Origin of the sequence: Rhodococcus sp. ARC_M6 (assembly GCF_022810305.1) — a bacterium.
Lineage (GTDB): Bacteria > Actinomycetota > Actinomycetes > Mycobacteriales > Mycobacteriaceae > Rhodococcus_F.
Map to the genome: position 1 here is coordinate 27632 of NZ_JALGQH010000040.1, position 15460 is coordinate 43091.

Here is a 15460-nt window from a genome sequence, read left to right on the forward strand (position 1 = left end):
AGGTGCGGAAGTTCTTCTTCAGAGACGGTAGACTGACACGAGTTCAATTATGCACCAAGACATCCGGTGAGTATCTCCGCAAAACGGCTCGACGTGCACTGCGATCGCCTCAAGACGTGGGCGGCTTCCCTGCCTTCGAGATTAATGACGACTCCTCGGCCAGTCCGGCTCTGAACATCGACTTCCCGATTCTGGTGATGACCTGGTCGGCACAATCTAACTCGAACACAAATCGAAGCTCAAAGCTGTGACCGCAGAACTCAAGACGTGCATGTGCACGGGGCTCAAGGCCAATATGTGCGTCGATCAGCTCTGTTGTCCCTCCCGGGCAAAAGAAGTAGGACGGCGACGACCCAGCGAAAGGCCTGCTCGACGGTCTCATGTCAGCAGGTCCAGCGGATATCTGTAGGGGATACTCACCCTATCCCGCGGACGCTGCAGCCCGTACGCTCATTTCTGTTATCCCACAACGAAATGGGTGCGGCGATGGACACCGAGTGGTTCAAGCGATTCGGGGATATTCCCGGAGTCACCTACAAGACTCCGCATGGAATCGATCGGCGGCGGTTACTAGCCGCGAAGGCTCGTCCGCGAGAGCTTTACCTCGGTGGCAAACGGGTCGCGATGCAGGACGAGCCAGACGATTCGACTAGTCCAGCGGCTCAACGTTGGTTCGATCTGAACATCGCCGACATGAGCGTGGATGCCATGCTTCGCAACCTCTACGAAACCCTGGAGGTCCCGGGCGAGGCGGAGGACTACCACTTCGCCATTCAGGATGTGATCGAAGTGCTCTGGCGACGGCGGAGAAGTGAGCCTCTCGTCCTAGCGCACGTCGAGTCCTTATCGTGGCTGGATGTGAGACTCATTCAGGCGTGTCCGGATGCGATCATGTTCGGTGACGAACTGCAGTACTTCAGCGTGCCGGCATTTGGTCGCCTGATCACGCTTTACACCCGAGAAGGCGCTTGGCGCGATGCCCTTGTGGTCGCGGACATCGGCGAGCAATTCGGCGTGTACCCCGGGCGGGCAGCAATTGTCGAACGGGTCGCTGCCCTCGATGCCGAGGCGGCCGATGCATGATATCGACCTTCACTCGAAGCTGCGATCGACCTCGTTTCTCGAGTATGCCTTTCTGCGCTGGGTCCTCGGCCCTGCGAGCCTGCCCGGCCTCGAGGCCCATGTCGTTGCGCAGCAACCCGCCGAGGTGCACGGCCGCAGCTATCTCATCGATTACGAATTGGTCGGCGAGACGGAGCGTGTCGCGGTCGAGCTCGACGGTTTCGAGTTTCACGGAACCCGGTCCGCGTTCACTTACGATCGGTTCCGCCAGAACGACTTGGCCGCCACGGGGCGAAGCGTGGTTCGGTTCACCTACGACGGCATTCGCTCGGACACCCGCCGCTGCGTGGTTCAGCTCCAGACGATCCTCGCGGCGGACGCCCGGTTGGCCAGGTTCATCAATCCCAACCCTCGCATCGAGGTGCCGGAGATGAATCCAGATCCCCTTCACGCGCTCGATCCGACGCCATGGCGCGAAGCCACCACCGAGGAATCCGCCATGAACGACACCTCGTACTTCGACCAAGTCCGCACCAGGCTCAACCACAAGACACTTCGTCTGTGCCAGCGTGAAGCGTTCAGTGCCCTGGCGAACTACTACGGCGGAGGCGGCTCCAACGCTGCCTGCGTGATGAGCGTCGGCGCCGGCAAAACTGCACTGGGAGTACTCGCCTCCCTAGCTTTCACACGTCGCCGGACTCTCATCGTGACGCCCGGAAAGGTCATTCGAGGCACCTTCGATCGGGCATGGGACCACCAAGCAGTCGGCAACGTTCTCTACGGCTTGCCAGGTGGCCCACTCATACCCGGAAGCCGGCCCCCGAACGTCCTCACCCTCGATCGTGAGGGCGGCGCCATCAGATCCATCACCCGAGAGCAGCTGCTCGCTGCCGACGTTATCGTCACGAATTTTCATTCGCTCGGGAACGGGACCGATCCCGACGACCTGCTTGCCAAGCTCAACGTCGACGATATCGATCTCATCGTCGTCGACGAGGCTCATATCGCGGCAGCAGAGTCCTACCAACGGTTGTTTTCTCACTTCGCCGACGCACGGACTCTCCTCATGTCGGCGTGCTTCCAACGCCTGGACGGCAAACCGATCGACGCTGATGTGGTGTATAGGTACCGGCTTGTCGACTCGATCGCCGATGGCAATGCCAAGAACCTGCGGGTTCACCGGTTCGCGCCCGACTCGGCAGCGACGACGTATGAACTTGTGTGGCCCGACGGTGCGCGCGAGGAAATCGTCGGACGGGACGAACTTCTCAAAGTTATCGCTGACGAGCGCAAGCTTGCCCGTATTACCGCGAAGTCGAACGAACCGATACGTCAGATGATGCGTCTGGTGAGGGCAGTCTTGGACGCGCAGACCGAGCTGCTCCATCCGGTGAAGCCGCGGGTCCTCTTTGCTGCGCTCGGGGAGCGGCATGCCGAGCAGATCGCCCGGATCGCCGAGGAACATGGCATTCCCTGCGCCACCCTGCACCACAGCCAGACCGACGCCCACATCAAGCGGACGAGACAGCGGTTCGAGTCCGATACCGGTGACTTGCAAGGCATTGCGCAGCTGAAGATGCTCGCGCAAGGGTACGACTTTCCGCCCATCTGCGTCGTTGTACCACTGCGGGCCTACGGTAGTTTCAACGAGTTCTACCAATTCATCGGACGCGGTATTCGGGTGCTGCGCCACCCGGCATTGCTCGGCCGAGTTGGACCCGAGCAGCAATTCCTCGACGTCATCTATCACGCAGAGTTCGGTCTCGACGACCACATCGACACCATCTATCTGGAAAACGACATGGACCCTCACACAGTCCATGCCCTGCCGGACGACTGGCGGAAGTCTGCTACCGAGCTAGACGTGCCCGGCACGCGCGGTCACGACGTTGCCGGACACCCCGACGCATTCGTCCTGTTCGAGCGCGGCGCCACCGAAGCCCGAGTCGTCCACGACGAGTCCCTCATCGAAGCCCACCGGGACGAGCGAGAGCTCGCAGCGATGGCCCAGCGGTATGCCGAATATGCAGCCGGAACCGACGACCCGGTCAACTTCCAGCAGTTCGTCGACATCTCCAGGCAATTCCGTGAGTGAGCCGACCTTCGGTAGGCGAATCCTCGGATGCCCACCACACGAAATCCTCGAGGCCGAGGACGCAGCCGGACGCAGCGAGCAGTTCGCAGAACTCGATGCCCTCCTCACGACGATCCTCACCAGTTCCTTCGCCGGCGACCCTGTAGTCAGAGTCGCTGTCAAAGTCGATAAGAACATGACCAGGTCCGACTCCGTCACCATCTTGGGTTTGGACGCGCAGCAGCGTCAACTGCTTGGCGATCGGTATCTACTTGAACGCCAGCAGTCACGGGGTGCGTGGTTCCTCCCACAGATCGCGTTGCTCAAGGTCGGGATGTGTAACCTACCGTCGCTCACCGACCTCCATCCCCGGTTCGCTGTCAACGCCGCGCGCGATGCCACCGCTGCGAAGGTAGACCTGCGAACCAATGACGATGCGCTGGCGATATGGGCGCTGCTCATCCCCGTGTTCTCCGAACTTTTCGCTCCTGTCGATGCACGCACCACCTCTGGCAAGCCTTTGACCGCCGACCAGCAGCGTCACATCTGGGACCTGATCGCCACCACCTACTCTGAGTTGAACCTCGATGTTGTCGAACAGCTTGCCGATATGCGGTACGGCGGCAATTGGAGTCGTCTGCGCATCGACGGCCAGATGGTGGCGAAGCAAGCCCTCGTGGCAGCCCTCGCCTCGCAAGTCGGCTCCGACACCGTACGAAGGTGGCGAGCCCGATCCATTCAATCGCTGGCCGCTCGGTACTACTCGAAGGCCATGAGCGGACCGCCCCTCGCTCGTTCCGTATTGACGGGCACCTACCAGGCAGCACTGTCCGGCCTCTTCGGTGGCGACTGGCTGGCGTTCCTCGACTACCTCGGCGAACCACCGAACGACGCCGAACACATCCTGACCTCACTACCCGAGCCGCGCGTATATCTGGGCGGCTCGGACAAGTTGACGGCGGTAGCAGCCACAAGCGGCCTTCCTGTTGACGAACTCGAACGGATGCTGGGCGCACTGCTGGGCCGCACCACAGGGACCTCAGCAGTCGAGGACCGTGTCGCAGTGATGCGCCGGTGGTGGCAATCGTTCGATCACGTCCACGCCGCACAACAATCTCGAGCGAAGCCGGCTCGAGGACTAGTCGAAGACGCTTTCGAGCTGGCAACGGGCCAGATTCCCGCCCCACCGCTGTACCGGAAACTACTGCCGGCAGATCTGTGCGATGACATCGACCGACTCTGGGACGGAATCACGTTGCCGCGCTGGCCCGAACGGATCGTCAGCGAGTTCCACCCACACCATCAGATGGCGCTGGCTTTTGGTCCCGCGATTGACCTGTGGAACGGCGTCGCACTGACTTGCTGGTCAGCGTGCAACACATATACCAGCAGGAACCTGACAGAGATCGCGGAGCGCTACCGACAGGAGGTGAATGCGCTCGCCGACTTCGGGTTTCCGATCGACGGCGGCATGTTCGAGGAACTCGCTCAGGCAGAGCAGCACCTCGGCCCTATCCAGCCGTGGGCGGAAGGCTGGGACCGTCGGCGCGACGGATTCGAGACTGTTCGTGACATCGTCACTCGTCACCGACGGGCCTGGGCCGACAGACATCTCGATGACTACCTCCGCCACCGGTGGAACAGCGAAATACGCGACGCCGCACGCGAGTTCAACCGCAGAACCGCCGCACGCAACAAGCCACCCACATTCAAGCAATTCGCCAGCTTCGCTATCCCTACGGCCAACCACTGGTTCGATGGGGACTTGGCCGCCTTGTATGCCGCCCTGGGCGAGCCGTCGCCATCGACCACCGCTCGCCACGACCTTCTCGTCGGCGACCCACGCGACTTCATGTATGCCGTGTATGCCCAGCTCGGCGGCAGGTGGGCTGCAGCAGAGAAATCATACGATCCGGATTATGCCAAGGACCCGGAGTTGGGGCAGCTCGCTGAAGCGGCACTCCGCTACCTTCAGCAGTACGAGGCACTCGGGCGGCCACCATCCTTCGGAGAATTCCGCGCTACCCGGTTCCGTTGGGAGCAACTCGGCGGCGAAGAAGCCGGCTGGTACCGATACCAGCAGGTGATAGAAGTTGCCCGTGTCATCCCCAGCCCAGCACCCCGGCCCACGTCCGCCGATCCCCAGACCGAATCGAGACACGAACCGTAAGGATACGACGGGCTCTAGAGGTTTTGGGTGCCAGGCACTGTCGCGGTCTCCTCCATATGTCAGTCGATGGTGGGGCGCGTTGCGGCGGCAATCAGATGTTCTCTCGCCTGATTTCCGACCGTCGTTGTGTCGGCAATTTCGCACTACCGTGACCGCGACGCTGAGGGAGGACGTGGATACGGATCCGGAATCTCGTTGGTGCTCAACGATTATCGGATACAAGTTCGACACCACTGTTGCGGTCCGGGCGGAGGAGTCTCGGGATATCGGCGAACTCGGCGTAGTCGAGCTAGCGGAAATCATTCTGCAGCCGTGAGGTCCTCATCGTTCGCGAAGACCAACCGTCCATCGTCGAGCGCGATCGCCCACCGATGCACCGGAGCCCAATCCCGCCCCACCCCTGTGGGTGACAATGTCGCCGGTACCAGAATCTCGCGCGTTGACCTGCACCCGAGAACCCACACCGAGCACGTTGTCGGTGTCGCCAGTTTCGTCGGTCATCACCCGATCCAGACAGATCGACTCACTTTTGCATGTCAACCACTTCTGCCCCGCGTCCGCTGATGAAATGTGCACCGTCTACCGCTTCCGTGGTGCGCCGAAGAGGGAAAGTGCCCAGTACTGCCGCAGCCGCAGGTGGACCTTGCGACGTAATATCTCCACTGTGTCCCTTGGGTTGGTCACACGGTCCGCCCGACAGCTGCCACGCAGAGGTCGGCGGGCCACCTAGACTGCGCGTTCACCTTTGCCGGCTCGGACGCGCACAGCCCACCGGACAGACACTCAACCCCGGTGGGCCACCAGGATTGTGGAGTTGTGGGAGTCCGCAGCCGATCAACGGTTCCGGCGCCGGAGCTCGAGTAACAGTGACGCCGTAGCGAACTGATGTCGTAATCCCCACCAACGACAGAACCACTAGATCGATATCCGAGATCGATATCCCGTCCAAATCGACAATGTCGGCTCCACATCCGACTACCGTTCAAACCTATGGGGACCACCTTCCACGGACCCAACCCGTGGCCACACATCACCCGCGCCATCCGCACCCGAGGCCCACGCCACGCAGCGATCGCCTACCTCGACCACAACGCCCCCGAACAACTCCCCTTACGAGCCGGAGACGTCCTCGTCGTCAACGCCTCCAAAGCAGCGATCCGAGCACACGCCACCTCCCCCGCCGCCCTCGCGTACTACCTCGGCAAAGGTGTCCGGGTCCTGTCCTGCCCGACCCTGCACGCGAAGGTGATCGCCACGAACCGGCGAGCAGTGATCGGCTCCGCGAACGCAACCATCAACTCCACCTTCGCCGACGACGCCGTCATCATCACCGACGACCCCACCATCATCACCTCAGTACGAAAATTCATCGACAGCCTCGACGACCTCACCGAAGTCGACCAACCATTCATCGACCACGCCACCGCCGAATGGACGATCGGCCGCGCAGTACCGATCCCCGGTGTCACCGGACGAATCCGTAACCCCGACAACGACTTCCTACCAACACCCACCGCCCGGATGTTCGTCAAACATGTCGTCGACTACCAGCCCAGCCCCACCGAACAACACCTGATCCACGAGCAACAACCGCCGCGGACCACCGCCGGGCCCGTAGCGAAATACCAACTCCAATCAGTACGCCTGGGCAAACCCAGCACCACCACAACCGGCGACGTCATCGTCCTCGTCTCCGCCGACAACCAATGGATCTACCCACCAGCCCTCGTGACCGCCGAACCCCTCCGCATCCCGCGATCCGGCGGCGCAGTGCTGTCCTTCCTGCGCATCCGCACCGACCTACCCCCACTCGCCCTCCACATCGCCGAGAAACATCTCGCCGACCTCGGACACACCGGCCCACGGCTGCGGGCCGACCACTACGTCCGCTCTATGTCCATCCGGACCGCGCTACTTCAGCTGTGGAACCTCTGACCATCATGGGGCATGTCATGTTCGAGCGCAGACCCGAGGAGCATGCGATCGTGACTGCTCCAACCGCAGTTTCACGCCATGTAAGTCCCACTACTGAAATCGCTGCACGCACACGCCACATCTACCTGCGCAATCTGCCGACTGGGTACGACGAATCCGAAAACTGTTACCTACTCACACAAGTCGATCCGGACTCGTCGATACGCTCACACCGCGCGCACAAGCAATCCGACACTACCGTTCACCTTCTGCCGGCCACGTCACGACACGTACGCGATTCGACGAAAACTAAGGCAGGACAACAGCTTCGAAAATAGCGAGCGAGAACGACCCTCCCCGACAGATCCGGAATACTAGAAATATCCGGAATATCAGAAAATTCGATCAGGCAGCGCGGTTCATGGCAAGATCATGTCGATGCCATCACCGATCAAACGCCCTGGCCGACTCCCCGTGGTTCCACCCGCACCGCTACCAGCAGAGGCGCAGGAACTACTGGATCGACCTGCAGCGGTGGATCATTCATCGCCGTTCACAGCTGGTGATCCATTTTCCCGGCTACGGCATGTGAGGGACGAACCCGTCGATGATACTGAATTCCTCTCCGCATTCCATTCCGGAAACAGCAATGCCTTGGCGAGCTATCGGCGTAACCCGAGTCTGCGCGAGTCGCATCTGTGGCTGCTGCTGACACTTGATGATCCCGGAACGAACGGATACATCTTCGAACATCCAGCTTCCACCGATCACCTCCGCCAGCAAATCCTGGCCCGTGTCGCGCACCCGGGAAACAAGCGACCATCGATCGATCCGACGTGGATCGGCGGCATAGCCCGCGACGATGCGTCAGTGCTGCCGTTGGCATTACGATTCGCCGTCGACTCGGGCATCGTCGATGCTGCGCTGTCAGTGCATGCAGACAAAGCATCGGAGGTCGATGTTCGCATTGCGATTGCGCGGACCCTCGAACTGCCGTCGCGCAATGCGACAGCAATATTGAAGGCGGTGCGCCACCAATGTTCGCACAATTTGTCACCGCAAACGCTGGACCTGCTCGTAGCTGCCGAAGGCGACCTCACTGGCGTCCCGGCCGATCGTTCGGCCTTCGCCCCGGAACTGAGCCGTTACCCCGAACTCCCCCAACCAGATCCACGATACGGTGACGATCGGCGAGCACTACTTGTTCAGTCCCTGACCGACGGGAATGACCGCCACTCGATTCGAGCTACAGTCTCACGAATCCGCGGACCACTGCCGTGGCAAGACCTCACAGACGCAGTACTGCAAGGAACACCGGACCTGGATGCAGTGAAGGAGCTGTGCAACCGTGCCGACTCCGACAATTCGTTTCTTACCGCCGCCATCGGTAAATTCGGGTTCGCCATCGACTTCATTGCGACGGTTTCCCCGGAACGGGCCGGACAAATCCTCGACGCGTTCGATACAAATGCGGCCACGAACTCGCCACACATCGACGAGGCAATTGCCGTTCTGGCCAGTCGCGTTGTCATGCAGAACCCCGCACAGGTGTTCCAACGATTCGGCTCCGAAGTGTTCACGCAGGCAGCGTCGTGTGTAGATATTTCGACAATGCGATCCGAGCATCTGCGCGAGTGGCTCCTCGAATCCACAACACTCGACCAGTCGATGTGGCGGAACTTCGTACTCTCGTTCCCATTGTCGGTGTTGCGCAGCGTGGCCGCGGATGCGCGGCAAGCCGGCAGCGACGCATTCTGTGATCTTGACCTTCATTTGAACACCGCAGCAACGACGGAAGCGAAGTCACACCACTTCGATCGCGCTGACATTGAAATCCTGCTGGCATGTCTGGTCGATTGGCCGGACACAATGTACGAATTGATAGGGGCGATTTCGAGTTCCCAATACCAATGGTCATCAGACGAGCCCACACATGCCGAACCTGACATATGTGTCCTTGACTCCGCTTCAGAGGTCGCATCTCGTATGACGAGCATCGACGACGATGTCGAGTCGCTGTTCCTCGAGGCGACACCGTTCGAATTCCTCGATGACGACGAGTTTTCCGAGTTCGAAGAGGACGGAGAGGACGGAGAGGACGATCAGGAAGACGACGCGGGCAGCGGAACCAACGAAAATGTGGAAGCGGACGCAACCGACGACGACGGAGACGATTTCGACGACGAATCCCCATCCGATGTCCTCACCTCTATGCCTAACGACGAGCTAGCTGAATTCGTCGTGCAGATGAGTGTCGACGGTGCCGTGATGGAACTACAAGAAATCCCCGAGCAAAAACTGGTTGAAGTCCTACGTTTGATAGAGCCGAAAGCCCTCGCGGTTCTGCTCGCTCGAACACCGCAAAGCATCCTGAGCACGTTCCTCCAGGCTGTTCCCGTCGACTCCGTCCCGACCAGATTTCGGCTCGATCACCCGTCAAACCCAGTTTCGAACAGGCACAACTCGGTTCAGCGACTCGAAGGTGCTGCGATCGGTGTCAGGCACGAAATCGTCGAACGGCTCAGATCCGGGTTCTACCGATATGACAACGAAAGTCCTTCATCAGCCGCGATTACGGTGCCGTTGAAGCACGGACTCACTGCGATACTTGACTGCGCCATCCCCGACCACACCGACGCCTTGGGTACAGCGCTGCTGCAAGCAATGGCACTGCACCCTGACAGTCTGCCGACGTTGACACACAAGCAGGTCATCATCACTCGGGTGGACCCCAATACCCACTCCATGCACCTGCTGCCGAGCGATCACCGCATCATCGTCAATTCGATCCCTGACCCGTTCTGGGAAAACGGTCATGTCCCGGTCCGATCGACTCTGCGACTGTCCTCCACTGCGACGAGAAGTTAACCGGCCCTTGCCATTTCCTCTGACACGTTCCTTGCCGCAGACATGGGACGGGCCTCGACTCGAGTGCTCGTCCCATGTCCGCCGTTGCATTGTCACCTTCTCGGCATGACTACATCTCGAAAACACCCTCCCAACGCGAAAGAGTAATCACACGATAGTTTTCGGGCCTCGCGAACCGTCTCGGCGTCTCCAGCACATCAAGTGAGGCAGCGACGTTCAGTTGATCTGCGATTCGGTAACGGGTTCGCTGATGAAGAAAACCGTCGGCATCTCGGGTGAACTCGGCTGGCGCGAAAACCGTACTGGGTTCGCGATGTAAGCGCCGTTCAGGGTGATCTGGCGGGCTTCGTCGAACCGCGTCATCGGTCCCGAAGTTCACAGACTAGAATAGATACGGATACTAACCTCTATAGTCCACTGATGCGAATGCACATCTATGCAGCAGGAATTATCGCCACAGCTCTTGTTCTTTCAGCATGTGGATCCAGCAACGACGATTCGGATTCCAATTCTCCGGCTACCGTCGCAGTACCCAACACCTCCGCCAACGGAACTCAAGTCGCGGCAAGTGAACCTGCCATCCTCAAGCCCGGCGACAAGACTGGGATCAGTCTCGGTAGCACCAGAGGGACTGCGACTCTCGAATCTATCCAGACGAATATCCCTTGTGGCGCCGGAGAAAATTTCTATCAAGCTCTGGAATTTACGGTGACCCTCGATCCGGGCACGAGTTTCATGACAGCCGCGTCACTGGAACTCACCGAAATCCTGCCCGATGGAAGCCAAGCAACCTCGAAATCGAATATTTCGATCAACGGTTGCTTGAGCGAAGACGAGCCTGTGCTCGATACCATTCGCCACGGCTCAACACAGCGAGGTTGGATAGTCGCGAAGACGAAACAGGATGGTGGGTCACTCTATTTTCATACGGACTCCCAGAACAACATGGACTCGATAATCGAATTCTGATCTCTCGTTCGTTCGTCAATCAGGGACATCCTTGCTGCCCAATTGGGCAGTAAGGATGTCGAATGGTGTGCAGAGTGGTCGGCCCTCACGCATTTCCATGTGCCATTGCCTGACACACTTTTCTGACGTGGCTATTCAGACCAACTATTTCGGAGTGTATCGAGCACTTGGAGTCGTTCGTCTTCGCTCAACAAGATCGACAGCGGTGAGAGGTTCCGCATCTCTCGGGCGTGTTCGTCGTCGGATACGACGACGGCGCGGATGGCCTCGATGTCGTTGTCCTCGACGATGTGTTCCCACTGGTCGAGGCAGCGATGCAGTGATTTTCCGGTGACACGGCTGCGGATGCTCTGCACTTTTTCTCGCACACGGTCGGTGTTCACCGATAGATGTTCACGCTCGATTTTCTCGAGAACAGCGGCCTGCAAGAGTTTCTGGCGGACGACTTTGCGCGTCACCACGGACATCTTCGACTCCCCTCCGTGTCGGCACAGCACTCGCGATCCGGGCGGTTGTCCGTTCAGAGCAATCGGGGCACACTTCGACCGGAGTGGTCGATAGAATCGTTGTCAAAGACCCCGGATCGGCCTCTCCCACGATGTGCATGTCACCGGGGTTTCGTCATTCCTGAAGAAGCGGCGCTGTGTCGAGAAGCCCCACTCTGCCTTCCACCACTTCTGCAACATCACCGCATAGACGACCTCTGCGGATCGTTTTCCGGACTTGGCGCAAACTCTGGTGCGGGCCAATGGAAAGACCTGGACCACACCGGAAACAGGACACCACCGTCGATCTCCGTCGCTGTGAAAATGCGCCCTTCGTGCCAGCCGTGACCGCACTCGACATTGGCATCGAGTACCGGAACCTGTTTCTTTTTGAGGAAGAACTTTGATCTGTCTACGCAGCTTCGACTGGTTGCCCTTGATGGTGAAGATGTAGTGACCGCCGCGGCTGGCTAGGTACTCGACGGTCCCCGCCGCCGCAATCACGGGACGTCATCCTCGAAGGGCAGCTGGTAGACGAGGCATCGCCGGTATTCGATCCTGACGACGACATACGAACCTGATCGGACATGAACGCCGCAAGCCGAAGTGCATGGCGGGCGGCGAGACAGCCACTCCTCGAATCCCACGTCAGCAAGCTGAGTATCCCGTCGACCGAACCTCAAACGGTGTCGGCCACACGATCCTCATGGCGACTCCGATCCCAGCGTCCGATCTGCCTCAATTCGAGTCGTCGAGCGTCATCGAGCGCAGACATCAGATCCTCGCCGTCCAAAAATCGCTCGATTAGGTGACTGACCACGCCGAGATAGTGCCGACTACTGATCATCCCGACCGGACCGATCACCTCGATCTCCTTATCGCAGTCAGTCAGCTTCTCGATGTAGTGCTCCGCCAGTCCGTAGCAGATGCACATGATCACTCGCGGAGCGCCGAGCGACTCTGGAGCGAACGAGATCTTGACCTGTGTCTCGCGGTCCCCACTGCTGGCGTAGCTGGCCTCACGCCACGACCCATGGCCATCGAGCACGATCAAGTCCGCGGGTCTGGACATTGCCTTGACCGCCGCTTCCAATTGCTTTTCGGTCCGGCCCCGCGGAACCACCTCACACCCATCGACGTTGGCTGCCCACGCCGACAGCTTCGACGGGACGGCACTGATCACGAGCACTCGTCTTGTGTATGACATGGCTGGCACGATAGCCCCTCACCGCCGGGAACATCGGAATCAGTTGTCAGTTTGGGATACTCCCAAGCGCGACGCCGCCAAATATTGGGCCACCCGTCACAGCAGGTGCGCCGCTACCTACCGATAGTCATCAAAGCGCTCACCGACTGACGTCTTCCAGTTAATAGCCATGTCCGACAGAACGACCACCTTGCGGGCGGGTGGAGATGAGTACCACTCGTCCGCCCGGTCAGGTGATCTACGCGTTTGTCGTTGATCGACGTCCTCCGGCTCAATCACCAGACGGGGTGCGAAGATCCTTTGTACAGCATCAATACTGCAGAAGGAATGCCATGAAACCCGTATTTTCGCCACGACTCAAGGAGAAGACCGCAGAGAAGTGGCTGGCGAAGCTGACCTCACACCTACTCCCTGGAGAACAGGTGTGGGCATTGGCTAGGACAAGCCAAGTACGACCCTCGATGGATGGCATTGCCGTCACCAATGCACGCCTCCTCGGGTTCTCCGGTATCGACGCCGACGCCAAGGGCGCCAAGGTCGCCGTCGACGCCGACGACATCATCCGGTATGAGTTCGTGAAGAAGTACTCCGGCCCATATCTCATCGTGACCACCCAGACCCAGGAATCCCTCGTCTTCGGCTTGATCCATGCCGACGAGATCGAGTTCGTTTGCCACTATGTCGACTTCCTAATATCGACCGGGTTCTCGGCCGAAGTCCGGGACGCCATCCGCACCCACGAAGCAAACACCGCCCAGCAGGCTGCCTCAGCCGCCCAAGCAGAACAAAACCTCGCCGCACGCCGGAACAGTGTCAACATCGTCGGGTCACCACTGAAAGACAAAGGCTGGATTACCATTCACGACCACGCCGCACCTGGAGAGGTGCCGTGGTTCATCCTCAACAACGGCTCAGCCGGATTCCTCGCCGCTTTCGAAGATCGGCTGATCATCGCCAAGGTCGGCGGCATGGCCGGGTTCATGACCGGCGCCCTCGGCGGTGGCCGGGTCACCTCCTTCCCCTATACCGACATCACGAACATCGAGTACAACAGCGGCATGGTCAACGGTGTCCTGGAGATCCTGACACCCAGCTACCAGGGCACCGCTAACCACGACTACTGGCGTTCGTCGAACAAATCCCGCAACCGTGCGACCGACGATCCCTGGACACTGTCGAACTGTCTTCCGCTACAGAAAATGCTTCACAGCCAGGCGCTGCCGCGAATCAACGAATTGCAGCGCAAGATCGCCGATGCGAAACGACCACAGGTCATCGTCCATCACGCCCCGCAGCCTGCTCCGGCCGTTGCCCCGCTCGCCGGCGGCCTCGCTGAGGAGCTGCAGCAGATTGCGAACCTCCACAGTCAAGGGTTGCTCGATGCCGAGGAGTTCGCCGCAGCCAAGCGGGCGACAATCGCCAAGCACAGCAACCCCTGACCGTCGTGTCCGCACGTACAGAGGCACCCATCCATCTGGGCAGGACCGCTCCCAGATCGGATTGGATGCTCACTCCTACTTTGGAATCCGTCGACAACCTCACTGCGGCTTTGGCATACTTCTACGGGCTAATTAGCCGACCGAGTTGTCGAGCTGCGGAGCGGAAAACAAGCGCTCACGCCCAGCAGCGATGACATCGCGCCCAAGTTCGGCCTCCGAGACGTCGAAGGCCTCCGGCGCGCTCTGGGCGGTATCACTGACCCGTGCGAACTCGTCGAACACTTCACGCTTCCGCGCAAGAATCTCGGTGATGCGCGGGTGCTGTCAAGTTGTTTGGGGTACAGCAGCTTTCGGGCGCAGCAGGCCATCACACGGAGCAGTCGGTCAGGCAGTGAGGCGTAGTTCGGTGACCTGATTCCATACCTGGAATCGAGCGCGAATTTCGGTGCGATGATCGGTGGCGTACATACGGTGCCTCGGTGGGCGGAAGTGCGGGGAAATGCGACTGAACGAGGCCAGAAACCTCTGCGCTGAACCGACAGAGCGGAACCCTTTCATCGCGCGTTCACGTTGCCGGGTCGGTTGATGGGAGTTCTCGCACCGATTATTCAAGTACTTGTTTTGCCGGTGCTCAGTTGTCGACATCGTCTTCCGGTGCGAGACCTGGTAGCTGGGGAGTTTGTCGGTGATCAGTACCCGCGGCGGGTGGCCTTGTTTCTTCAGAAGTTTCCTGAAGAACCTGGTCGCAGCCTTGCCGTCCCGCTTGGATTGGATCAATATGTCGAGGACGTTGCCGTACTGATCGACTGCCCGCCACAAATATTTGCGGACTCCGCCGATCTTGACGAACACTTGGTCGAGATGCCACTTGTCTTCGGCCTGCAGCTGACGGCGGCGCAGCCGGCGGGCGAATTCGGGCCCGAACCGGGCACACCAGGCTCGGATCGTCTCGTACGACACCGCTATTCCACGAGCGGCCATGAGTAACTCGATCTCTCGGAACGAGTGGGTGAACCGGTGATACAGCCACACGCAGTGGGAGATGATCTCGCGCGGGAATCGGTAGCCCTTGTACGTCGACGACACCACCACATCATCTCCGATCAGGCGATCTCAACAACTTGACAGCACCACTGAGAGTCCCCCCCTCCGTGTCAGGATTTAGTGAGACACTCGGAGGCAACCGAGATCACTCACTGAGGGCATGAAACGAGCATCACCGATGACCAGCCCGAACCCCGAAACAACACCAGATGCGCCGGCAGATCCCGC

General features: G+C 59.8%; 14 protein-coding genes. 8 read left to right on the forward strand and 6 right to left on the reverse strand.

From position 1 onward, the window contains the following. Positions 1–486: 486 nt before the first annotated feature. The 4 genes from MTX36_RS26890 to MTX36_RS26905 all read left to right on the forward strand — a co-directional run bounded on the left by MTX36_RS26890 (position 487) and on the right by MTX36_RS26905 (position 5622). Complete coding sequence (locus MTX36_RS26890) at positions 487–1083, forward strand: hypothetical protein (RefSeq protein ID WP_243622720.1); 597 nt, start codon at positions 487–489, stop codon at positions 1081–1083. Continuing rightward, positions 1076–3157 (forward strand): DEAD/DEAH box helicase family protein, encoded by a 2082-nt coding sequence (locus tag MTX36_RS26895; RefSeq protein ID WP_243622721.1) that lies wholly within the window; start codon positions 1076–1078, stop codon positions 3155–3157. The genes MTX36_RS26890 and MTX36_RS26895 overlap by 8 nt, the downstream gene beginning before the upstream one ends. Next, positions 3150–5306, forward strand: a complete 2157-nt coding sequence (locus MTX36_RS26900) for a hypothetical protein (RefSeq protein ID WP_243622722.1) — start codon at positions 3150–3152, stop codon at positions 5304–5306. The genes MTX36_RS26895 and MTX36_RS26900 overlap by 8 nt, the downstream gene beginning before the upstream one ends. Positions 5307–5478: 172 nt before the next feature. After that, on the forward strand, positions 5479–5622 hold the full coding sequence (locus MTX36_RS26905) for a hypothetical protein (RefSeq protein WP_243622723.1): 144 nt from the start codon (positions 5479–5481) through the stop codon (positions 5620–5622). A gap of 5 nt (positions 5623–5627) precedes the next feature. Here MTX36_RS26905 and MTX36_RS26910 read toward each other — a convergent pair whose 3' ends face one another. Then, positions 5628–5807, reverse strand: a complete 180-nt coding sequence (locus MTX36_RS26910; protein WP_308198256.1) for a hypothetical protein — start codon at positions 5805–5807, stop codon at positions 5628–5630. A 489-nt stretch (positions 5808–6296) separates the two neighbouring features. On the opposite strand from MTX36_RS26910, the gene MTX36_RS26915 reads away from it, so the two are divergent. Further along, on the forward strand, positions 6297–7241 hold the full coding sequence (locus MTX36_RS26915) for a phospholipase D family protein (RefSeq protein WP_243622724.1): 945 nt from the start codon (positions 6297–6299) through the stop codon (positions 7239–7241). A gap of 417 nt (positions 7242–7658) precedes the next feature. Then, the gene (locus MTX36_RS26920) at positions 7659–10088 is read left to right on the forward strand and encodes a hypothetical protein (protein ID WP_243622725.1); all 2430 of its coding nucleotides are present in this window, start codon (positions 7659–7661) and stop codon (positions 10086–10088) included. Between the two features lie 216 nt (positions 10089–10304). Here the strand turns inward: MTX36_RS26920 and MTX36_RS26925 are convergent, their stop codons facing one another. Further along, positions 10305–10451, reverse strand: a complete 147-nt coding sequence (locus MTX36_RS26925) for a hypothetical protein (protein ID WP_243622726.1) — start codon at positions 10449–10451, stop codon at positions 10305–10307. A 57-nt stretch (positions 10452–10508) separates the two neighbouring features. Here MTX36_RS26925 and MTX36_RS26930 point away from each other — a divergent pair, with 57 nt between their 5' ends. Further along, a complete protein-coding gene (locus tag MTX36_RS26930) occupies positions 10509–11057 on the forward strand; it encodes a hypothetical protein (RefSeq protein WP_243622727.1) in 549 nt (182 codons plus the stop codon). A 131-nt stretch (positions 11058–11188) separates the two neighbouring features. Here the strand turns inward: MTX36_RS26930 and MTX36_RS26935 are convergent, their stop codons facing one another. Both MTX36_RS26935 and MTX36_RS26940 read right to left on the reverse strand, forming a co-directional pair. Next, complete coding sequence (locus tag MTX36_RS26935; RefSeq protein ID WP_243622728.1) at positions 11189–11524, reverse strand: hypothetical protein; 336 nt, start codon at positions 11522–11524, stop codon at positions 11189–11191. Positions 11525–12221: 697 nt separating this feature from the next. Further along, the gene (locus tag MTX36_RS26940) at positions 12222–12749 is read right to left on the reverse strand and encodes a hypothetical protein (RefSeq protein WP_243622729.1); all 528 of its coding nucleotides are present in this window, start codon (positions 12747–12749) and stop codon (positions 12222–12224) included. A 332-nt stretch (positions 12750–13081) separates the two neighbouring features. Between MTX36_RS26940 and MTX36_RS26945 the strand changes: the two genes are divergently transcribed. Then, a complete protein-coding gene (locus MTX36_RS26945; protein ID WP_243622730.1) occupies positions 13082–14188 on the forward strand; it encodes an SHOCT domain-containing protein in 1107 nt (368 codons plus the stop codon). A gap of 132 nt (positions 14189–14320) precedes the next feature. On the opposite strand, the gene MTX36_RS26950 is transcribed toward MTX36_RS26945, so the two are convergent. Then, entirely contained in the window at positions 14321–14470 is a 150-nt protein-coding gene (locus MTX36_RS26950; RefSeq protein WP_243622731.1) for a hypothetical protein, read from the reverse strand. 102 nt (positions 14471–14572) lie between these two features. Next, positions 14573–15277: an IS6 family transposase gene (locus tag MTX36_RS26955; RefSeq protein WP_374230550.1), complete on the reverse strand. Its 705-nt coding sequence runs from the start codon at positions 15275–15277 to the stop codon at positions 14573–14575. Positions 15278–15460: the final 183 nt, after the last annotated feature.

What these genes read in the sequence shown, in the direction of transcription:
- MTX36_RS26895 (WP_243622721.1), top strand. Translation starts at nt 1,076, where the DNA reads ATGCATGATATCGACCTTCACTCGAAGCTGCGATCGACCTCGTTTCTC.
- MTX36_RS26915 (WP_243622724.1), top strand. Translation starts at nt 6,297, where the DNA reads ATGGGGACCACCTTCCACGGACCCAACCCGTGGCCACACATCACCCGC.
- MTX36_RS26925 (WP_243622726.1), bottom strand. Translation starts at nt 10,451, where the DNA reads ATGACGCGGTTCGACGAAGCCCGCCAGATCACCCTGAACGGCGCTTAC.
- MTX36_RS26890 (WP_243622720.1), top strand. Translation starts at nt 487, where the DNA reads ATGGACACCGAGTGGTTCAAGCGATTCGGGGATATTCCCGGAGTCACC.
- MTX36_RS26930 (WP_243622727.1), top strand. Translation starts at nt 10,509, where the DNA reads ATGCGAATGCACATCTATGCAGCAGGAATTATCGCCACAGCTCTTGTT.
- MTX36_RS26940 (WP_243622729.1), bottom strand. Translation starts at nt 12,749, where the DNA reads ATGTCATACACAAGACGAGTGCTCGTGATCAGTGCCGTCCCGTCGAAG.
- MTX36_RS26920 (WP_243622725.1), top strand. Translation starts at nt 7,659, where the DNA reads ATGCCATCACCGATCAAACGCCCTGGCCGACTCCCCGTGGTTCCACCC.
- MTX36_RS26910 (WP_308198256.1), bottom strand. Translation starts at nt 5,807, where the DNA reads ATGACCGACGAAACTGGCGACACCGACAACGTGCTCGGTGTGGGTTCT.
- MTX36_RS26945 (WP_243622730.1), top strand. Translation starts at nt 13,082, where the DNA reads ATGAAACCCGTATTTTCGCCACGACTCAAGGAGAAGACCGCAGAGAAG.
- MTX36_RS26935 (WP_243622728.1), bottom strand. Translation starts at nt 11,524, where the DNA reads ATGTCCGTGGTGACGCGCAAAGTCGTCCGCCAGAAACTCTTGCAGGCC.